The sequence below is a fragment of the Neobacillus sp. SuZ13 genome (genome assembly GCF_030123365.1).
Lineage (GTDB): Bacteria > Bacillota > Bacilli > Bacillales > Cytobacillaceae > Neobacillus.
In genome coordinates this window covers 4318923-4339616 of sequence record NZ_CP126107.1, presented here as the reverse complement: position 1 = coordinate 4339616, position 20694 = coordinate 4318923, and the positions used below count along the sequence as shown (strand labels likewise).

17 protein-coding genes and 1 pseudogene are annotated in these 20694 nt (G+C 39.4%); 16 read left to right on the top strand and 2 right to left on the bottom strand.

Annotated features, from left to right (window positions below):
• The first annotated feature begins 61 nt into the window (after positions 1 to 61).
• Together QNH17_RS21420 and QNH17_RS21415 are read left to right on the top strand one after the other, a co-directional pair.
• Positions 62 to 859 (top strand): hypothetical protein, encoded by a 798-nt coding sequence (locus QNH17_RS21420; RefSeq protein ID WP_283875022.1) that lies wholly within the window; start codon positions 62 to 64, stop codon positions 857 to 859.
• A gap of 173 nt (positions 860 to 1032) precedes the next feature.
• Positions 1033 to 1236, top strand: a pseudogene (locus tag QNH17_RS21415) (sporulation initiation factor Spo0A C-terminal domain-containing protein); the annotation flags it as partial.
• An 85-nt stretch (positions 1237 to 1321) separates the two neighbouring features.
• Here QNH17_RS21415 and QNH17_RS21410 read toward each other — a convergent pair.
• Complete coding sequence (locus QNH17_RS21410; RefSeq protein ID WP_144547617.1) at positions 1322 to 1459, bottom strand: YycC family protein; 138 nt, start codon at positions 1457 to 1459, stop codon at positions 1322 to 1324.
• A gap of 37 nt (positions 1460 to 1496) precedes the next feature.
• Between QNH17_RS21410 and QNH17_RS21405 the strand changes: the two genes are divergently transcribed.
• On the top strand, positions 1497 to 2225 hold the full coding sequence (locus tag QNH17_RS21405; protein ID WP_283875021.1) for a glycerophosphodiester phosphodiesterase: 729 nt from the start codon (positions 1497 to 1499) through the stop codon (positions 2223 to 2225).
• A 326-nt stretch (positions 2226 to 2551) separates the two neighbouring features.
• Here QNH17_RS21405 and QNH17_RS21400 read toward each other — a convergent pair whose 3' ends face one another.
• Positions 2552 to 2785, bottom strand: a complete 234-nt coding sequence (locus QNH17_RS21400; RefSeq protein WP_098574911.1) for a DUF2627 domain-containing protein — start codon at positions 2783 to 2785, stop codon at positions 2552 to 2554.
• Between the two features lie 182 nt (positions 2786 to 2967).
• On the opposite strand from QNH17_RS21400, the gene QNH17_RS21395 reads away from it, so the two are divergent.
• The 13 genes from QNH17_RS21395 (at position 2968) to QNH17_RS21335 (ending at position 20563) form a co-directional block, all read left to right on the top strand.
• Positions 2968 to 5043 carry a sigma 54-interacting transcriptional regulator gene (locus QNH17_RS21395; protein WP_283875018.1) on the top strand — a complete coding sequence of 692 codons (2076 nt, stop codon included), beginning with the start codon at positions 2968 to 2970 and terminating at the stop codon, positions 5041 to 5043.
• A gap of 131 nt (positions 5044 to 5174) precedes the next feature.
• On the top strand, positions 5175 to 6080 hold the full coding sequence (yqiS, locus tag QNH17_RS21390; protein WP_283875017.1) for a phosphate butyryltransferase: 906 nt from the start codon (positions 5175 to 5177) through the stop codon (positions 6078 to 6080).
• A 29-nt stretch (positions 6081 to 6109) separates the two neighbouring features.
• Entirely contained in the window at positions 6110 to 7213 is a 1104-nt protein-coding gene (gene bcd, locus QNH17_RS21385; RefSeq protein WP_098574908.1) for a branched-chain amino acid dehydrogenase, read from the top strand.
• 105 nt (positions 7214 to 7318) lie between these two features.
• Positions 7319 to 8422, top strand: a complete 1104-nt coding sequence (gene buk / locus QNH17_RS21380; RefSeq protein ID WP_283875016.1) for a butyrate kinase — start codon at positions 7319 to 7321, stop codon at positions 8420 to 8422.
• Positions 8423 to 8443: 21 nt separating this feature from the next.
• On the top strand, positions 8444 to 9865 hold the full coding sequence (lpdA, locus tag QNH17_RS21375; protein ID WP_283875014.1) for a dihydrolipoyl dehydrogenase: 1422 nt from the start codon (positions 8444 to 8446) through the stop codon (positions 9863 to 9865).
• Between the two features lie 179 nt (positions 9866 to 10044).
• The gene (locus QNH17_RS21370) at positions 10045 to 11040 is read left to right on the top strand and encodes a thiamine pyrophosphate-dependent dehydrogenase E1 component subunit alpha (RefSeq protein WP_283875013.1); all 996 of its coding nucleotides are present in this window, start codon (positions 10045 to 10047) and stop codon (positions 11038 to 11040) included.
• 12 nt (positions 11041 to 11052) lie between these two features.
• Positions 11053 to 12036, top strand: coding sequence for an alpha-ketoacid dehydrogenase subunit beta (locus QNH17_RS21365; RefSeq protein ID WP_283875012.1), 984 nt, complete (start codon positions 11053 to 11055; stop codon positions 12034 to 12036).
• A gap of 64 nt (positions 12037 to 12100) precedes the next feature.
• Positions 12101 to 13402 (top strand): dihydrolipoamide acetyltransferase family protein, encoded by a 1302-nt coding sequence (locus tag QNH17_RS21360; protein ID WP_283875010.1) that lies wholly within the window; start codon positions 12101 to 12103, stop codon positions 13400 to 13402.
• Between the two features lie 126 nt (positions 13403 to 13528).
• On the top strand, positions 13529 to 15427 hold the full coding sequence (locus tag QNH17_RS21355) for a methylmalonyl-CoA mutase subunit beta (RefSeq protein ID WP_283875009.1): 1899 nt from the start codon (positions 13529 to 13531) through the stop codon (positions 15425 to 15427).
• A complete protein-coding gene (gene scpA / locus QNH17_RS21350; protein ID WP_283875007.1) occupies positions 15408 to 17606 on the top strand; it encodes a methylmalonyl-CoA mutase in 2199 nt (732 codons plus the stop codon). Before QNH17_RS21355 ends, scpA begins: the two co-directional genes overlap by 20 nt.
• Positions 17606 to 18721, top strand: a complete 1116-nt coding sequence (meaB, locus tag QNH17_RS21345; RefSeq protein ID WP_283875006.1) for a methylmalonyl Co-A mutase-associated GTPase MeaB — start codon at positions 17606 to 17608, stop codon at positions 18719 to 18721. Before scpA ends, meaB begins: the two co-directional genes overlap by 1 nt.
• A gap of 111 nt (positions 18722 to 18832) precedes the next feature.
• Complete coding sequence (locus tag QNH17_RS21340) at positions 18833 to 19270, top strand: BrxA/BrxB family bacilliredoxin (RefSeq protein ID WP_283875005.1); 438 nt, start codon at positions 18833 to 18835, stop codon at positions 19268 to 19270.
• Between the two features lie 126 nt (positions 19271 to 19396).
• The gene (locus tag QNH17_RS21335) at positions 19397 to 20563 is read left to right on the top strand and encodes a M20 family metallopeptidase (protein WP_283875004.1); all 1167 of its coding nucleotides are present in this window, start codon (positions 19397 to 19399) and stop codon (positions 20561 to 20563) included.
• Positions 20564 to 20694 lie beyond the last annotated feature (131 nt).

Genomic DNA, 20694 nt, shown 5'->3' with positions numbered 1-20694 from the left:
AAATTGAAAGTTTGTTAAAATTACAATATGCACATTTATCTAATGGGGGAATCACTTTATTATGGCGAGAGCAAATGAAAATATGAAAAATAGATTTCAAATAACATCATTGCTTTTTATCGTGGCAGGATTGGTACTTATTATAATAAAAGAAATGTACGTTAAAAGTAATTTGTGGGGGGAAATATTAAATAATGTAGCTGTTGCCCTTTTTTTTGGTGGAATATTTGAAATAATGAATGAGTTTTATTTGAAGGAAAAATTAGTCGATTTAATACTTAATAAACTAAAATTGAAGGAGACTATTGATAAGACAGGAATAACAGAAGTCTTTTCTGATATTAATGACATTGACTATCGATTCTATATGAAAAAAGCAAGTCGGAATATAGATATATTTCATGTCTATGGTAGAACATGGACTAATTCTCATCTAGAAACAATTAAAGATAAATTACTTCGTTCCAACTGTAATGTAAGAGTAATATTGTTATCACCTAATTCTTCATTTATAATGCCTTTGGCTGAACAATTTGGGATGCTTGAAGATGAGTTAAGGACTAACATTATAAAGATGGAAGAAACGTGGAAACAATTATACCAAGCAAAGATAACCGTAAAAAAAAGAAAAACTCAGAGTTCATTAAATCTCTATTATAGTGAATCCTTCCCGGTTTATTCCTTATATAGGTTTGATGATACTTTAATAAATGTACAGTCAAAGCCTTCTAAGGGGAGAACTACCAAGCTTCCAACTATTGTTTGTGTGGATACAAATAAGGGGAATGATTTATATGACATGTATTTGAAAGAAATTGAAGAAATTATTGTCCAATCGCAGGAAGTAGATTTGAATTAAGAATGGTGCTATGAGATTTTTCTTACTAAAAAGGTAATCCCGCCATAGGAAATAACTTGAATTAAATTCCAAGTATGAATATAATTAATGGAAAGCAACAAATACTTTATTAAAAACCAACAAATACATATGAGATGACAAAGTTTATTAGGTCAAAATCCGAACATTTTTTTATCGCTAAAAAATATAACACGACCGCAAGTCGTGTAGAACGGGCAATCCGCCATGCGATTGAAGTTGCATGGAGCCGTGGGAATATTGATTCCATTTCCTCTTTGTTCGGATATACAGTGAGCATGTCCAAGGCAAAACCAACCAATTCCGAGTTCATTGCAATGGTCGCTGACAAGCTCCGTCTAGAGCATAAAGCATCTTGAAAAGAATAACAATGAATGAAAGCCTTCATCGTAGAAATGAAGGCTTTTCTTTTACTTTTAAAATTTGGTTAAACATTTTAGAAATTTATTTCTTTTCGTTCTCCAATTCCATCAGTTTTTGAATAAGAATATGTTGAGGCATATGCATAAGCTGTTCTATCGGAACATTTAATTTTTGGGAAAGCTTTATGGCCGTTTCAGGTGATAACTGTAAGGGTTTCATTTGTAATCCTCCTATATTTAAGTTGGGAAGTGAAGAGATGACTCAGATTTTTGCGCACCGTGGTTATTCCGCTTCTTATGCCGAAAATACACTAACAGCCTTTAAAGAAGCAGAAAAAGCCGGAGCTGACGGATTAGAATTGGATGTACAATTAACTAAGGACGGAGAAATAGTTGTCATCCATGATGAAAAAGTTGATCGAACAACGACAGGGAAAGGGTTTGTAAAAGATTTTTTATATAAAGATCTTAGAAAATTGAATGCAAATAAAAAAAACAACAAAATGGAACCAATCCCTGCATTAACGGAAGTGTTTGAATGGCTATGCACAAATAACCTGTTATGTAATATTGAACTCAAAAATGGACTCATTCCTTATAAGGGAATGGAAGAAAAAGTCATTCAGCTTATTCACAAATATAAGTTAGTGGATAGAATTATTATTTCCTCATTTAATCATTATAGTATCGTCTATTCCTACAGTATAGCACCTGAAATAGAAACAGCCCCTCTATTTCTAGAAGGAATATACATGCCTTGGGTTTATACAAAAGCGATTCGAGCAAAAGGGATTCATCCTAAATATTCTGCGATGTCTGATGAGATTATCATTAAAACCATTGAAAATGGAATTGCCGTACGACCTTATACGGTAAATAAAGAAGTGGATTTGCAGCGTCTTTTTAATATTAATTGTACTGCTCTAATTACTGATGACCCTGTTAAGGCGTTAAAAATACGAAAGCAATTTGAAAAGAGACCGTAGAGGCCTCTTTTTATTTTTGGGCTGTGTTAAACTTGTCTGTTGATTTCCGTTCCAGGCACGAGCGGTTCGCGGGCGTGCCGGGGAGCCTGTCCAGCTACAGCGCCTAGCCCCTCGAGGTCGCTTCGGGGTTGCCGCTGAAGTCAAAGAACGACTTCAACGTCAGGCCCTCCAGCGCTTGTCGGGGCTGAACCAGGCGCTTCCGCTTTTCCTTCTCCTCGTCGCTTTGCTCCTGCGGGGTCTCCCCTGCCCCGTATTCCCGCAGGAGTCTTCGTGCCTGGAACGAAGGTCAACAGAGTGCCAAAATCAACATTATTCTTTAACACAGCCTATTTTTTAAATCTCTTTTGAACTTTGCTTCTTTTTCGATCGCGATGGAAAATAAATCCTGCGACAAAGCCTAGTCCGCCGATAAAAAAGATTAATCCTGTTAGAAATTGAAGTAATAAATTAGGAAATGGTGCTTGTACTATTCCGAATAACATATCACGCATTAATTTAATGCCAATAGCAGCTAGGATACCAGGAATTAATACAATCAAGAGGGCAATAATTCGCTTCATAAATAAATCCTTCCAATATCAAATTTTGCAATGTGAAAGCCTTATTTTGATTATATCTCAAGAAAATATTATTACATAGATATAATTTGTCAATGATTGAGATTGGAGATAAAATAGTTATGAAAAAAGTTGCATGGATTTCTTAAATATTATGAAAAAATTTTCTTATAAGGGGTATTTAAATGCAAAACGTAATGATTGTTGGTGCAGGAAAAGGTGGTACGGCAATCTTAAAAATACTAAAAGAATCTGAAGTTTTAAAGGTAAGTGTTGTCATTGATCGGAATTTAAATGCACCTGGCATTTTGTTAGCACGTAAAGAAGGTATAAACACGGGGATAGACTGGCAGCATTATTTAACTGATCAAATTGATATTATTATCGAAGTTACTGGAGATGAGGTAGTTTTCCAAGAGTTAAGAAATGCAAAAAATAAACAGACTGTTTTGATTCCGGGAAGCGTTGCCTTTCTAGTTGCAAAGATTATGGAAGAAAAGGAAGATCTCATTGAAAAGCACAAAAATGAATCCTACCAGCAAGAACTTATATTTAATGCAACCAATGACGGAATGGTTGTTATTGATAAAAATGGTAAAGTCATCTTATTTAACACACGTGCACAAGAAATTATCGGTGTAACAAAAGAACAGGCAATAGGCAAATATGTAGTTGAAGTTATTCCTACAAGCAGGCTCCCATTCATCCTTGAGTCAAGAAGAATTGAAGCAAATCAAGAAATGGTATTGGAAAATGATCGAAAAATTATTACCACAAGGATTCCTATTATTGAGGAAAATGGCACCCTGATTGGAGCATTTGCTGTCTTCAAAGATATTACTGAAGTTGTTAATCTTGCGGAGGAACTTACAGATTTACGTGAAATTCAAACGATGCTTCAGGCTATTATTCATTCTAGTGATGATGCCATTTCTGTTGTGGATGAGAATGGCAGGGGAATACTTATTAATCCTGCATACTCACGAATTACCGGTCTTACTCAGGAGCAAGTAATAGGCCAACCTGCCACAACTGATATATCTGAGGGCGAAAGTATGCATATGAAAGTGCTGCAAACAAGGAGAGCCGTCCGCGGGGTACCGATGAGAGTGGGACCAAGTAAACGAGAAGTTATAGTCAATGTTGCACCAATTATTGTAAAAGGAAAATTGAAAGGCAGTGTTGGTGTTATCCACGATATGTCCGAGATGAAATCATTAAATAGGGAATTGAATCGTGCACGTCAACTCATTCGCAAACTTGAAGCCAAATATACATTTGAGGATATCATTGGTCAATCCGATGAAATGATGCTGGCAATAGAACAAGCGAAATTAGGAGCAAAAACTCCTGCAACCGTCCTCCTGCGAGGTGAATCGGGAACAGGAAAGGAATTGTTTGCACATGCTATACATAATGCAAGTGATCGGAAATATAACAAATTTATCAGGGTTAATTGTGCTGCAATTTCAGAAACATTGTTGGAAAGTGAACTATTTGGCTATGAAGAGGGTGCTTTTTCAGGGGCGGTAAGAGGCGGAAAAAGAGGCTTTTTTGAGGAGGCTAATAATGGAAGTATTTTCCTTGATGAGATCGGTGAACTTCCAGTGAATACACAGGCAAAACTGCTAAGGGTTCTTCAGGAAAAAGAGATAATCCGGGTAGGCGGGACTAAGCCTATTTCCATTAATGTTAGGATTATTGCGGCAACTAATGTCAATTTAGAAAAAGGTATTGCTAAAGGCTCCTTTCGGGAAGACTTATATTATCGATTAAATCGTATGCCAATCCATATTCCTCCTTTAAGGAAACGTAAGGAGGAAATCCCTCTTTTAAATGAGAGGCTAATTCAAAAAATAAGTCAGGACTATGGGAGAAATGTAGAAGGTATAACCCCAGCGGCACTGAAGCAATTAATGGAATATGACTGGCCGGGTAACGTAAGAGAATTAGAAAATATTCTTGGAAGAGCGATTATTTTTATGAAGTATAATGATCAGTTTATTGATGTTCAGCACTTACCAGAATTAAAAAATAAAAAGAATTTAGCGGAATCATCTGTAAGTAATAGTACTGATTCAATGGTTATGGATCGAACCTTATCAGATATGATGGAAGAATTTGAGGCTAAAATAATTAACCAGACACTTCTTCGTTTAAATGGGAATAAAACATTAACAGCTAAGACGCTCGGATTGTCTGTCAGGAATTTATACTATAAGATTGAAAAATATAATATTGAAAAAAATAGCATGCAATAAATTTCATATAATGAAAAAAAGTGCACACTTAAGTGTGGGTAGTAAAGCGTTTTCATTGAAGGTGGTTTGGCACGGAAATTGCATATTATATTATGGGAGTTGCAGGAAGAGGAGAAAGGGTTGATGACAACTTGTTGCTTGATTCACTTATTGACAAAGCAGCCCAAGTACGTACAAACACCGTTGCAGTTGCTGCGGCAGAAGATTTAGAAGTCATTGAAGCGGTTATCGCTGCATTAGAGCAAAATCTTGCAAAATTTATACTTTACGGTGACGAAGAAAAAATCAAATCCATTATTAAAGAAAAACACCCGAACATCAGCAATCTTAATTTAAAAGTTGTCAATGCTGATTCGAATGCTTTAGCGGCAGAATTAGCAGTAAAAGCAGTTTTTAATAAAGAAGCAAATGTCTTGATGAAAGGTAATATCCCAACCAATATCTTATTAAAAGCAGTTTTAAATAGGGAGTATGGACTTAGGGCAGGAAATGTCTTATCACATATTGCTGTGTTTGAAGTTCCTGGCTTCAATCGTTTTACGATCATTACAGATGCTGCAATGAATATTGCTCCCGATTTAGAACAGAAAGCACAAATTATTAAAAATGCAGTTTCCATTGCAAGGTCTATTGGAATAGATGTGCCGAAAGTGGCCCCTGTAGCTGCGGTGGAAGTGGTTAATCCAGCTATGCAAGCTACTTTGGATGCAGCTGCATTAACGGTAATGAATAAACGAGGGCAAATTCCGGACTGTATTGTTGATGGTCCTTTAGGTTTAGATAATGCTGTATCAGCGCTTGCTGCAGAACATAAAGGGATTCATAGTGAAGTAGCGGGAAGTGCAGATATTTTATTAGTCCCAACAATTGAGGTTGGAAATGTATTATATAAATCATTAATTTATTTTGCAAATACAAAAGTTGGCGCCGTTATTGCCGGAGCAAAAGCACCCATTGTGTTAACATCCAGAGCAGATTCAGCTGAAAGTAAGCTTTATTCACTTGCACTAGCGTTATGCTGTGCTACATCAAATTAGATAGTAAATCATTTGAGGAGGAATTTTACATGGAAATTTTCAAATACCTAGAACAATACGATTATGAGCAAGTGGTATTCTGTCAGGATAAACAATCAGGATTAAAGGCGATTATTGCTATTCATGATACAACTTTAGGACCAGCTTTAGGTGGAACACGGATGTGGACTTATGCATCTGAAGAAGCAGCCATTGAGGATGCCCTCCGACTTGCAAAAGGAATGACATATAAGAATGCGGCTGCTGGATTAAATCTTGGCGGTGGTAAAACCGTTATCATAGGAGACCCAAGAAAAGATAAGAATGAAGAAATGTTCCGTGCATTTGGCCGTTACATTCAAGGATTAAACGGCAGATATATTACCGCAGAAGATGTTGGTACAACGGTGGCTGATATGGATTTAATTCATGAAGAGACAGATTTTGTAACAGGAATCTCTCCAGCATTTGGTTCATCTGGTAATCCATCTCCAGTAACAGCTTTTGGTGTATACCGTGGTATGAAAGCTGCTGCGAAAGAGGCGTTTGGCTCAGATTCTCTTGAAGGAAAAGTAGTGGCTGTTCAAGGTGTGGGAAATGTTGCATATACACTTTGCGAATATCTGCACGAAGAAGGAGCACAGCTGATTGTAACTGATATTAATAAAGAGGCAGTTAACCGTGCGGTTGAAGCATTTGGTGCTCTCGCTGTTGATCCTGATGAAATTTATGGTGTGGAATGTGATATCTATGCCCCATGCGCACTCGGAGCAACAATTAATGACGAAACCATTCCACAGTTAAAAGCAAGAGTAATTGCTGGTTCAGCGAACAATCAATTAAAAGATACCCGCCACGGAGATATTATTCATGAAATGGGTATCGTTTATGCACCGGATTATGTAATTAATGCTGGAGGCGTAATCAATGTGGCAGATGAATTATATGGTTATAACCAAGAGCGGGCAATGAAAAAGGTTGAACAGCTATATTCTACCATTGAAAAAGTTATTGAAATTTCAAAACGTGATGGTATTCCAACTTACGTAGCTGCTGATAGGATGGCAGAAGAAAGAATCGCAAGAATTCGTAATTCAAGAAGCCAATTTCTCCAAAACGGTCATCATATTTTAAGTCATAGAATTTCAAGATAAACCTTTTTGACAAAAAATAGTTTTTGGAAGCGCTGAATGGGAATTCAGCGTCTTTGCCTTTCATGGGGCAATTAGGTTGAAAAATAAAATTGGAGGTCAAATACGTTGCACGATAATGAATATCGGATTCTCGTCATCAATCCAGGCTCGACATCCACGAAAATCGGGGTTTTCGATAATGATATTTCTATTTTCGAAAAAACAATTCGTCATGATACAGAGACAATCAACTCTTTTGCAAATATTATTGATCAATATGAATTTAGAAAAACAACAATTTTGGAAACACTGGATAATGAAGGGATAAATATTTCCAAACTGTCGGCTGTATGTGGACGGGGGGGATTACTTCGTCCGATTGAAGGAGGTACCTATGCAGTTAATGATGTGATGTTAACAGATTTACGGTCTGGTTATGCAGGGCAGCACGCATCTAATCTTGGCGGAATCATTGCTTACGAAATTGCATCTGGTTTAAATATTCCTTCTTTTATCGTCGATCCAGTTGTTGTTGATGAATTAGAACCAATTGCGAGAATTTCTGGCTTTTCTTTAATTGAACGAAAAAGTATCTTCCACGCGTTGAATCAGAAGGCCGTTGCAAGAAGGGTTGCCAAGGAATTAGGTAAAAAGTACAACGACTTAAATTTAATTATTACCCATATGGGTGGCGGTATTACCGTGGGTGTCCATAAGCAAGGGAAGGTCATTGATGTAAACAATGGTCTTCATGGGGATGGCCCCTTCAGTCCAGAACGTTCCGGAACCGTTCCTGTAGGGGATTTAGTGGCCCTTTGTTATTCTGGTGAATATTATCGGGAAGAAATTATGAAAATGCTGGTTGGTCAAGGCGGTCTTGTAGGTTATCTCGGCACCAATGATGCGGTAAAGGTAGAACAGCGAATTGCAGCAGGTGATAAAGAGGCAACGCTTATCTATGACGCAATGGCCTATCAAGTGGCTAAGGAAATTGGAGCTGCTAGTGCAGTTCTCTCTGGAAAAGTGGATGCGATTGTTCTAACTGGCGGTCTCGCCTACGGGAAAGGATTTGTGAAATCAATTACCGATAGAATCAATTGGATTGCTGATGTCATGGTTCAACCGGGTGAAAATGAACTACAAGCACTTGCTGAGGGTGCACTGCGAGTCTTAAGAGGCGAAGAAGAGGAAAAAATTTATCCTGGGAATTTTAAAACAGCTAAAATTTAAGGTTATGGGGAGGAAAAAAGAGTGGCACAAGAATATGATTTGGTAGTTCTTGGCGGGGGGACTGGCGGCTATGTCGCTGCAATTAGGGCCTCTCAGCTTGGCTTAAAAACTGCGATTGTTGAAAAAGGAAAACTCGGCGGGACGTGTCTGCATCAAGGGTGTATACCAAGTAAGGCACTGCTTAGGAGCGCAGAGGTTTTTGCAACAGCAAAACATAGTGAGGATTTCGGTGTTATTACTAGTGATGTATCGATAAATTTTGGTAAAGTACAAGAGAGAAAAAATAAAATTATTGACCAGCTTCATAAAGGTGTACAACATTTAATGAAACAGGGCAAAATCGATGTCTATGAAGGTATAGGCAGAATCTTGGGACCGTCCATTTTTTCTCCTATGCCGGGAACTATTTCTGTTGAAATGAATAACGGTGAAGAAAACGAAATGCTTCTTCCTAAAAATGTGATCATTGCAACAGGTTCAAGACCAAGGACACTTCCAGGTCTTGAGATTGATCGTGAATATGTCATGACATCTGATGAAGCATTGCAATTAGAGTCATTGCCTAATTCCATTATTATTGTTGGTGGTGGCGTAATCGGAATCGAGTGGGCGTCCATGCTTCATGATTTTGGTGTTGATGTAACAGTTATTGAGTATGCTGACCGTATTATTCCGACAGAAGATAAAGAAATTTCAAAAGAAATGCAGCGCTTGATGAAGAAAAAAGGAATAAAACTGGTAACAAGTGCAAAGGTCCTCCCCGAAACCATGGTAAGAGACAATGGAGTAGCGATTTCTGCAGAAGTAAAGGGCACTGTGAAAGAATTTAAAGCAGAAAAACTTCTTGTTTCTGTAGGTCGTCAGGCAAATACAGAAGGAATTGGCCTAGAGAATACAGAAATACAAATAGAGAAGGGGTTTATTGCAACAAATGAATTCTTCCAAACGAAAGAGTCACATATTTATGCGATTGGTGATGTGATTGGTGGATTACAACTTGCCCATGTGGCATCACATGAAGGGATCATTGCTGTTGAACATATTGCAGGAAAGGATCCTTCGCCACTGCAGTATCATTTAGTTTCTAGATGTATCTATAGCAACCCAGAGGTTTCTAGTGTGGGAATAACAGAAGACCAAGCTATAGAAAAAGGTCATAAAGTAAAAACAGGAAAGTTTTCTTTCCGAGCGATTGGGAAAGCACTTGTTTTTGGAGAATCTGACGGATTTGTGAAAATTGTTGCGGATGAAGAGACCAATGATATTCTAGGGGTGCATATGATTGGGCCACATGTAACTGATATGATTACGGAGGCAGGACTTGCGATGGTATTAGATGCAACCCCTTGGGAAATTGCACATACAATTCATCCACACCCAACTCTTTCAGAAGCTATTGGTGAGGCTGCGCTTGCCGTAGATGGAAAAGCGATTCATTCTTAAAAAATTAAAAGTTTAAATCTTTGAAAAAGTGTTAGTGTCTAGCTACAGTGCCTAGTGGCTCAAGACATAAGCCAATCGCTTCGGAAGGCAAAAAGCACGCCTTCTGTCAGCGCTCGTCTTATGCTTGTCGCCCCTGGAAAAGGCACTTCCGCTTTTCGAATTTGGGAGGTAAGAAATAAATGACAGAAAAGCGTCATGATGCTTTAGGTTTAAATGACGGAAAAGTATTGGAAATGTACGAAACTATGCTATTGGCCCGCCGTATTGATGAGCGGATGTGGTTATTAAACCGGGCCGGGAAAATTCCCTTCGTTATTTCTTGTCAAGGGCAAGAGGCAGCACAAGTAGGGGCTGCATTTGCGCTTGATCGTGAAAAAGATTATGTTCTTCCATATTATCGTGATATGGGTGTGGTATTAACATTTGGGATGACTCCGAGGGAATTGATGCTCTCAGGTTTTGCAAAAGCTGAAGACCCTAATTCAGGGAGCCGGCAAATGCCTGGGCACTTTGGCCAAAAGAAAAATCGGATTGTCACAGGTTCTTCTCCGGTAACAACTCAAGTTCCCCACGCAGTTGGAATTGCTCTTGCTGGGAAAATGGAGAGAAAAGACCTCGTAACTTTTGTAACTTTCGGTGAGGGCTCCTCTAACCAAGGGGACTTTCATGAGGGCGCCAACTTTGCAGGTGTTCATAAACTTCCTGTTATTTTTATGTGTGAAAATAACAAGTATGCTATTTCTGTTCCAATTGAAAAACAATTGGGGTGTGAGAAGGTTTCAGACCGTGCGATTGGCTATGGTATGCCAGGCTACACTGTTGATGGAAATGATCCACTAGAGGTCTATAAAGCAGTAAAGGAAGCAGCAGAGCGCGGTCGACGCGGCGAAGGACCAACGTTGATTGAAACCATTTCTTATCGTCTGACACCGCACTCTTCTGATGATGACGACCGTTCCTACCGTGCACCAGATGAGGTTGCTAAAGCAAAAACCCAAGATCCAATTATTACCTTTGGTGCATATTTAAAGGAAACTGGTGTCATGGACGATGCGCTAGAAAAAGAAATAAATGACCGCGTAATGAAGCTTGTCAATGAGGCGACAGACTATGCAGAAAATGCACCGTACTCTGCACCAGAAGATGCGCTGAAATTTGTTTATGCGGACTTGTAAGGGGGATGAAACATGGCGATAATTTCATATATTGATGCCATTACAATGGCAATGCGAGAAGAAATGGAAAGAGATCCAAAGGTTTTTGTCCTTGGTGAAGATGTTGGTTTAAAAGGCGGAGTATTTAAGGCCACACAAGGATTATATGATCAATTTGGGGAAGAACGAGTTATTGACACACCACTTGCTGAATCAGCCATTGCTGGCGTAGGAATTGGTGCAGCGATGTACGGCATGCGTCCGATTGCCGAAATGCAATTTGCCGACTTTATCATGCCGGCAGTAAATCAAATTATTTCAGAAGCGGCGAAAATCCGCTATCGTTCTAATAATGACTGGAGTTGTCCGATGGTGATTCGTGCTCCCTATGGCGGCGGGGTTCATGGTGCACTATATCATTCCCAATCTGTTGAGGCAGTATTTGCTAATCAGCCTGGATTAAAAATTGTTATGCCGTCCACACCATACGATGCAAAAGGACTGTTAAAGGCTGCAGTTCGTGATAATGATCCGGTTTTATTTTTCGAGCATAAGCGGGCGTATCGGTTAATTAAAGGTGAGGTACCTTCTGATGATTACACCCTGCCAATTGGGAAAGCAGATGTAAAGCGCGAAGGAGAAGATATTACTGTCATTACGTATGGTCTCTGTGTTCATTTTGCCCTTCAAGCAGCGGAAAAATTAGCGAAAGATGGTATTTCCGTTCATATTCTTGATTTGAGAACTGTCTATCCTCTAGATAAAGAAGCTATTATTGAGGCGGCATCAAAAACGGGTAAAGTTCTTCTAATTACAGAGGATACAAAAGAAGGCAGTATTATTAGCGAAGTCGCTGCAATCATTGCAGAAAATTGCTTATTCGAATTAGATGCACCAATTATGCGGTTAGCTGGACCAGATGTTCCGGCCATGCCGTATTCGCCAACAATGGAAAAATTCTTTATGGTAAATCCAGATAAAGTCGAAAAAGCGATGCGCGAACTAGCTGAGTACTAAAACGAAAGCCCTGGCAACTGAATGGGGTTAGGCGCCAGTGCTGGACAATAGGAGTGTGTAAATAGTGGTAATTGAACAAATTAAAATGCCTCAGTTAGGGGAGAGTGTAACCGAAGGTACGATAAGCAAATGGCTTGTATCTGTAGGAGATAAAGTAAATAAATACGACCCCCTGGCAGAAGTGATGACAGATAAGGTAAATGCGGAAATCCCATCCTCCTTTTCAGGTGTAATTAAGGAACTAATTGCTGAAGAAGGTGATACCTTAGCCGTTGGGGAGCAAATTTGCACAATAGCTTTGGAAGGTGGTACAACTGAAGAAGGTCCTGAAGCATCTGTTGCAGCAAGCCCAAGCACACCAGCAAGTGCACCAGAAAATGTGGAACAAACTGAACAAGGCAATAAAGCACGTTACTCGCCCGCTGTCCTTAAAATCTCTCAAGAACATGGCATTGATTTAACTAGGGTGTCAGGCACCGGTGCAGGTGGACGAATTACGAGGAAAGATCTCTTAAAACTTATTGAATCGGGTAATATTCCTGAAGCGGGACAAAATGTAGAAGCGATAAATGAGCCTGCCGTTATCAAGGCACCAAAACAAGAGGCTCCGCAAGTTGCCCAGCCAACGGCACCTGCTCAAGCTGTGAATATTCCAGTAGCGGTTGGTGACATTGAAATTCCAGTCACAGGCATCCGTAAAGCGATTGCTGCTAATATGCTGCGAAGCAAACACGAAGCACCGCATGCTTGGACGATGATTGAAGTGGACGCCACGAATTTGGTGGAGTACCGTAACTCTATAAAAGATGAGTTTAAGAAAAAAGAAGGCTTTAATTTAACTTTCTTTGCATTCTTTGTGAAGGCTGTTGCACAGGCGTTAAAAGAATTCCCACAAATCAATTCTATGTGGGCAGGGGATAAAATCATCCAAAAGAAAGATATCAATATTTCAATTGCAGTGGCTACGGATGATGCACTCTATGTACCTGTCATTAAACAGGCCGATGAAAAAACAATCAAGGGGATTGCACGTGAAATCTCTGAGCTTGCTGTCAAAGTGAGAACCGGGAAACTAAGATCTGAAGATATGCAAGGCGGAACCTTCACGGTGAACAATACGGGTTCCTTTGGATCTGTTCAATCAATGGGTATCATCAATTATCCACAAGCAGCTATTCTTCAAGTAGAGTCCATCGTCAAACGACCAGTCGTCATGAATAATGGAATGATTGCTGTTCGTGATATCGTGAATTTATGTATGTCGCTCGATCATAGAGTATTAGACGGCCTCGTTTGCGGACGTTTCTTACAACGAGTGAAAGAAATACTAGAAAATACTTCAAAATCAACGACTTCGATTTATTAAAACAAAACAACCGCTACCAGGCATGGCAGCGGTTGTTTGTTTTTAGATTGCTTGAAATGTGTTTGTACCATAAAATAGTAGTAGGTAGAATTATTTGAATTTTAATTCAATTGAGTCGAGAGGGGGATGAGGAGTTTGAAAAATTTAAAGAATCAGTCTTTTCCTTCAATATCAGAACAAGCATGGACAGAAAAAGCAGAGCAATCCTTAAAAGGAAAATCGGTTGAATCTTTACAAACTATTACATATGAAGAGATTATTTTGAAACCGCTTTACACCCGTCAAGATGAGTGTCAGGTACCGGAATATCCAGGAGGTTCAGATTTTAGAAGAGGGATCTATCCATTAGGTTACTTGAAAAATGACTGGAAGGTTGCTCAACGACTATCCTGCCAAACGGTAGAAGATCTGCAGGCAAAACTCCAACAATCATTTAAAAAAGGTCAATCAGCCATTTCATTTAATGTCTCGAAAAATCTGTTAGGTGGGGATCAAACCCTAGGAAAGGTATTAGCAGATTCATATACTCAATATCCCTTTTCAATCAACGCTAAAGAATACCAATCCACTTTCCTCACTGAATTAGAAGCAATAGTAGAGCACGAAGATGTTAGCGAAAAAATCTGTGGATATGTTGGTTCAGATCCTGTTGCCATTTTTGCTGAAGAAGGAGTTATTTCAGAAGCATTTCTGAATGACTGGGTTAATAACATTAGTAATTCTGCTGTAAAGTTTCCCAACTTGCGTACAATTCTAATTGATACTAGTGCCTATCATAATGGTGGTTCAAGTGCAGCTCAAGAACTGGGGATTGCAATTGCTGAGGGGATATTCTATCTTGAACATCTTCAGGATGCAGGCATGGATCTAGATACGATCTTTTCAAAAATGATTTTCCAATTCTCCATTGGCAGCAATTTCTTCATGGAAATCGCAAAACTTCGCGCTGCCCGTGTCCTATGGAGCCGTGTGAGCAGTGTTTATGGAGCTAATGAAGAGAATTCCAGGATGAATATTGCTGTTGAAACTTCTACTAACACAAAAACCTTACATGACCCGTATGTTAACCTCCTCAGGGCTGGAAATGAAGCTTTTGCAGCCGTGGTTGGGGGCATTCAGTACTTACATGTGAGTCCTTTCGATGATCTCACAAGAGTCACTTCATTTTCGGATAGAATTGCTAGAAATACTCAATTGCTTTTGAAGGAAGAAGCACATCTGCAAAAGGTTATTGATCCTGCTGGGGGTTCTTGGTATGTGGAACATCTAACCAATGAACTTGCTGAAAAAGCTTGGGCATTTTTTCAACGTATTGACGCACATGGAGGGATTTTAGAAGTACTAAAATCTAAATGGTTGCAACAAGAGATAGCGGCGGTCTATGAAAAAAAGATTCATGATATCCAAACAAGAAGGAAAAGTATTGTGGGATCCAATGTCTACGCCAATCTGGATGAAATGGTACCATATAAAAACCCGCCAGCGAAAAATTCATATTTTGCAAATGGTGAAAACTCATTAATAAATATAGAGGCTATTCCAAACCGTAGATTGGCAGAACCATTCGAAGAATTACGAAAAAAGTCAGTTGATCTCGAAGGAAAAGTAGGATCTAAGCCCTCTGTAGGTATGATTTGTCTCGGAGGATTAAAACAGCATAAAGCAAGGCTTGATTTTATGAAGGGATTTCTCGCAGCCGGAGGTTTGAAAGCGCTTGTAAGTAATTCTATTATAACTGTTGAGAATGCCAGACAATTCGTTTTAGAACATCCTGCAAAGCACTATTGCTTATGTGGAACGAATGATCAATATGAAATAATTGGACATGACATCCTAAAGATTCTTAAAACCGAATTTCCTGAGCGGATTTTTTACTTAGCGGGACTCCCAGAAAAAGAAAAACAGGATCTTTGGCTGGAAGAAGGTATTAAGCAGTTTATCCATGTGAAAAGCAATTGCTATGAAACGCTGTTGTCTATTATAAGGGATTTGGAGGTGAGTAAGGTTGAAGAAACAAAAGCCTGATTTTCAAAATATTTCCTTATTTGATGAACAGAAATTTATCACAAAAAAAGAGTGGCAGCAAAAAGTCGATCAAGAAATAAATGGTTCGATCGATGATTTACTGTTTGAGACGAATGAACAAATCATTCTAAAACCGCTTTATACAAAAGAAGATCGTAATGATCTTCCGCATATTGATGATCTTCCTGGGCTCCCTCCTTATACAAGAGGACCGTATCCAACCATGTATGTCAACCGTCCATGGACGGTTAGACAATATGCAGGTTTTTCAACAGCTGAGGAAAGCAATGCTTTTTATCGCCGAAATCTAGCAATGGGACAAAAGGGATTATCAGTTGCTTTTGATTTAGCTACACATCGCGGCTATGACTCCGATCATCCACGAGTAGTTGGAGATGTCGGTAAAGCAGGTGTGGCGATCGATTCCATTCTTGATATGAAGACATTGTTTGAGGGAATACCGTTAGACCAGATGTCCGTATCAATGACCATGAACGGGGCAGTTCTGCCGATACTTGCCTTTTTCATCGTGACTGCTGAAGAACAAGGTGTTAGTCAGGAGAAACTGGCTGGTACCATTCAGAATGATATTTTAAAAGAATATATGGTCCGAAACACCTATATTTATCCGCCTGAAATGTCTATGAAAATAATAGCTGATATCTTTGAATATACGTCCAAACACATGCCAAAGTTTAATAGTATTAGTATTTCCGGTTATCATATGCAGGAGGCGGGGGCACCAGCGGATTTAGAACTGGCATACACTCTTGCCGATGGCTTGGAATATGTACGTACAGGTCTTAAGGCAGGTATTGAAATCGACTCATTTGCGCCAAGATTGTCCTTTTTCTGGGCAATTGGGATGAATTACTTCATGGAAGTAGCTAAAATGCGCGCTGCTCGATTGATTTGGGCTAAAATGATGAAATCATTTTCTCCTAAAAACGAAAAATCATTAGCGTTACGGACACATTCGCAAACATCCGGCTGGAGTTTAACTGAGCAAGATCCGTTTAATAATGTCACAAGGACGTTGATAGAAGCACATGCTGCTGCGATGGGGCATACCCAATCCCTGCATACGAACGCCTTGGATGAAGCAATTGCACTGCCAACCGATTTTTCTGCACGGATTGCCCGTAACACACAATTATTTTTGCAAGAGGAAACGGGGATTACTAATGTCATCGATCCATGGGCAGGCTCTTACTACGTTGAAAAATTAACAGATGAATTGGTTAATAGAGCATGGACACATATTGAAGAGATTGAAAATCTTGGTGGAATGGCCAAGGCAATTGAAACTGGTCTGCCTAAGATGAGAATTGAAGAAGCAGCTGCTAGAAGACAGGCGCAAATTGATTCTGGGAAGGAAACTATTATCGGCGTCAATCGTTACCGACTAGAAAAGGAAGAAGCGATTGATATTTTGGATATCGATAATACAGCCGTCCGGTTGAAACAAATTGAAAAATTAAATACAGTAAAAGCTAATCGCGATGAGAAGAAAGTACAAGATACGCTTACTAAATTAACGAAAGCGGCGGAAACTGGTGAACAGAATCTATTAGAATTAGCTGTACAAGCAGCAAGGGCGAGAGCCACGCTTGGGGAAATTTCTGATGCAATAGAGCAAGTGGCAAGCAGGCATAGGGCTGTGATTCGTTCAATCAGCGGCGTTTATAGCACCGCATTTAGCAATGATGAAGAAATTAATGAAGTAAAAAGAATGACCGATGAATTCTTAGAAAATGAGGGCAGAAGACCAAGAATACTGATTGCGAAAATGGGTCAGGATGGTCATGACCGCGGTGCCAAAGTGATTGCCACGGCCTTCGCTGACCTTGGATTTGATGTCGATATTGGCCCTCTATTTCAAACTCCAGAGGAAACAGCGATGCAGGCTGTTGAAAACGATGTCCATGTGATTGGGATAAGCTCGCTTGCTGCAGGCCATAAGACGCTTCTCCCGCAATTGGTGGAAGAATTAAAATTAATTGGCAGAGATGATATTCTGGTTGTGATTGGCGGCGTTATCCCAGCACAGGATTATCAATTTTTATATGACCACGGTGCTTCAGCTATCTTTGGACCTGGTACAATTATTCCTGTTGCCGCACAAAAGGTCGTCAAGGAGATTTATCACAAACTCGGTTATGAGGAAGTGTCTCAATAATGTCTCTTGATCAAAAGCCGGAATGGATCGATCCAAACGATCCAGATAAATGCTCAAGTGTGATAAGAAAAGGTCAAGAACAAGAGGGTCAAGCATCATCCATCCAACCAAATATCCGCTTTCAAAAGCGCAAAAGTTCTGAACCGACGGTGGAAGAGCTCTATGAAGGAGTAATAAGGGGCGATAGGAGTCTTTTAGCTAGGGCTATTACGCTTGTTGAGAGTAATGCAGAGCAGCATTTTCAAAAAGCACAACAGCTACTGCAGAAACTCCTGCCTAAAAGTGGGAAAGCTATCCGAATTGGAATAACAGGTGTTCCCGGTGCAGGGAAAAGTACCTTTATCGAAACCTTTGGTACGTACCTTTGCAGCTTAGGACATCGTGTAGCGGTTTTAGCCATTGACCCAAGCTCAAGCATAAGCGGCGGCAGTATCCTTGGAGACAAAACAAGGATGGAGCAGTTATCAAGGAACCCTCGTGCCTTTATCCGTCCTTCTCCTACCGCAGGAAAACTAGGCGGGGTTCATCGGAAGACGAGAGAGGCCATGTTAATTTGTGAGGCAGCCGGTTTTGATGTCATCTTAATCGAAACAGTCGGGGTTGGGCAAAGTGAAGTGATTATTAGAGATATGGTAGACTTTTTCATGCTGTTAGTTCTTACAGGTGCGGGCGACGAATTACAAGGGATGAAAAAAGGGATTATGGAATTGGCTGATGCTGTCCTTGTTCATAAAGCTGATGGTGAGAACAAACAAATCGCTGAGCAGACGAGAAAAGAGTACAACCGTATTCTTCATTTTCTTCATCCCGCCACAAAGGGCTGGGCAACTAAAGCCTATACATGTTCTTCGTTGACTCAAGAGGGGATAAAGGATGTTTGGAATGTCATTCAGTCCTTTGAGCAAAAAGGTAAAACATCAGGTGTGCTGTTCGAAAGAAGAAAAAACCAGGCGAAAGAATGGCTCTATTCGCTGATTACTGACCAACTTCAATTTCATTTTTTTCATCATAATGGTGTGAAAAGTATCCTATCAACTTTAGAAAATGAAGTAATCGCAGGAGAAAAGACAGTGGCTACAGCTGTTGATGAGTTATTTACTATTTATTTAGGATAGAAAGTGAAGCAGCCATTAAATTCTTCTAAAGTATTGAGATTCTTCATTTGAAAAAAACATATTTTTACTGTTAATATGTAGGTATAGGCATAAATCTAAGGAGTGAATTTAATGAGCATGGATTTTAATTTCTTTATGAATGATGTTGTGAAACAGGCACGTCAAGAAATCGTGTCTGCTGGATATAAAGAACTGACAACACCTGAGGAAGTGGAAGAAGCTCTTGACCAAAAAGGGACTACTTTAGTTATGATTAATTCCGTCTGTGGTTGTGCTGGCGGCGTGGCACGTCCTGCGGCAGCACATGCCCTGCATTATGATAAGCGCCCTGATCACCTTGTCACTGTTTTTGCAGGGCAAGATAAGGAAGCAACTGAAAAGGCTAGAAGCTATTTCACTGGTTATCCACCATCCTCGCCGTCATTTGCCCTATTAAAGGATGGTAAGATTATTTCAATGGTGGAAAGACATCAAATAGAGGGCTATGATCCTGCAACAGTTGTATCGAAACTTCAAAATGAATTTGATCAACATTGTGAAGAAGTATAATAAACGAATACGAAAAAAGCCAAATCATATATTGATTTGGCTTTTTTTCTTGTCGAAATGAATATTTTGATGTATATTTATTAATTATTTCGCAATTTTAATCATAATATAGAGGAGATTTTCATCATGAAAAATGTATTAAAAAATTATTTAGAAAAAATTCAAAATAGATTATGGGAAATTAGTGATACACTGTATCATCATCCCGAATTAGGGGATCAAGAATTTGAATCTAGTAAACGGTTAATAGAGTTCCTTGAAGAACATAATTTTGTTGTTGAAAAGGGAATCGTTGGCAGGTCAACATCCTTTAAAGCCGTTTATGATAGCAAGAAGGATGGCCCAACGATTGCTTATTTATCTGAATACGACGCGTTGCCTGAGGTTGGGCATGGATGCGGCCATAATTTGATCGGGACGATGAGTGCCGGTGCTGGAGTAACTTTAAGTAAAGTGGTAGATGAAATTGGCGGACGTGTGGTGGTCTTAGGAACACCTGCTGAAGAAACAAATGGTGCCAAAGTGCCGATGGCTGAACATGGCATTTTTGATGAAATCGATGCTGCGATGATTTTACATCCTGCTGATGAATCCTATGAAAGTGGTGAATCTCTAGCAATGGATGCGATTCAGTTCGATTTCCGTGGCAGGACCAGTCATGCGGCAGCTTCCCCAGAGATGGGAATTAATGCTCTGGATGCAGTCATTCAATTATTTAATGGGATCAATGCGCTGCGTCAACATGTGACTTCAGATGTTAGAATCCATGGAATTATTAAAGAAGGCGGAGTAGCAGCGAATATCGTCCCAGATAAAGCCGTAGCTCAGTTTTATGTTCGTGCCAAGGATCGCAGCTATCTAAATGAAGTGGTTCAAAAGGTAATTAGCATTGCAAAAGGGGCATCTTCGATGACAGGGGCAGAGCTGCATATTGAAAATTATGAATTAAGCTATGATAATATGGTGACCAATCAAACCCTTTCCCAGTTATTTACTGCCAATTTGTTAACTACCGGTGTTAAGCAGGTAAAGAAAGCGAAAGACTCATATGGTTCCATTGATATGGGAAATGTCAGTCATGTTGTGCCAGCCATTCATCCTTATATTGGTCTTGATTCGCCTGGATTAATTGCTCACACAAGGGAATTTGCCGACTTAACAATCACTGATAACTCCCACCAGATTCTTTCAAGAGGAGCATTGGCTCTTGCATTAACTGGATATGATTTAATAACTAACAAAGAAGCATTGGAAAAAATGAAAAATGAATTTAGTCAAACAGTAGTAAAATAACTTTTTTCTAAAGGCATCTCTTTCCAAAGAGGTGCTTTTTCAATGTTTACTAATATTATTTTAATATAACCAAGTGCAGAATCTTTAGAAAATTTTTATATTAGAAATATATCTTTTCAAAATAATATCTA

Excerpts from the sequence above, each read along its gene's own strand:
- QNH17_RS21410 (WP_144547617.1), bottom strand. The coding sequence starts at position 1,459 with ATGAAACCCTTACAGTTATCACCTGAAACGGCCATAAAGCTTTCCCAA.
- QNH17_RS21355 (WP_283875009.1), top strand. The coding sequence starts at position 13,529 with ATGAGGAGTTTGAAAAATTTAAAGAATCAGTCTTTTCCTTCAATATCA.
- QNH17_RS21420 (WP_283875022.1), top strand. The coding sequence starts at position 62 with ATGGCGAGAGCAAATGAAAATATGAAAAATAGATTTCAAATAACATCA.
- QNH17_RS21405 (WP_283875021.1), top strand. The coding sequence starts at position 1,497 with ATGACTCAGATTTTTGCGCACCGTGGTTATTCCGCTTCTTATGCCGAA.
- bcd (WP_098574908.1), top strand. The coding sequence starts at position 6,110 with ATGGAAATTTTCAAATACCTAGAACAATACGATTATGAGCAAGTGGTA.
- QNH17_RS21395 (WP_283875018.1), top strand. The coding sequence starts at position 2,968 with ATGCAAAACGTAATGATTGTTGGTGCAGGAAAAGGTGGTACGGCAATC.
- meaB (WP_283875006.1), top strand. The coding sequence starts at position 17,606 with ATGTCTCTTGATCAAAAGCCGGAATGGATCGATCCAAACGATCCAGAT.
- QNH17_RS21335 (WP_283875004.1), top strand. The coding sequence starts at position 19,397 with ATGAAAAATGTATTAAAAAATTATTTAGAAAAAATTCAAAATAGATTA.
- QNH17_RS21365 (WP_283875012.1), top strand. The coding sequence starts at position 11,053 with ATGGCGATAATTTCATATATTGATGCCATTACAATGGCAATGCGAGAA.
- QNH17_RS21340 (WP_283875005.1), top strand. The coding sequence starts at position 18,833 with ATGAGCATGGATTTTAATTTCTTTATGAATGATGTTGTGAAACAGGCA.
- QNH17_RS21400 (WP_098574911.1), bottom strand. The coding sequence starts at position 2,785 with ATGAAGCGAATTATTGCCCTCTTGATTGTATTAATTCCTGGTATCCTA.
- QNH17_RS21370 (WP_283875013.1), top strand. The coding sequence starts at position 10,045 with ATGACAGAAAAGCGTCATGATGCTTTAGGTTTAAATGACGGAAAAGTA.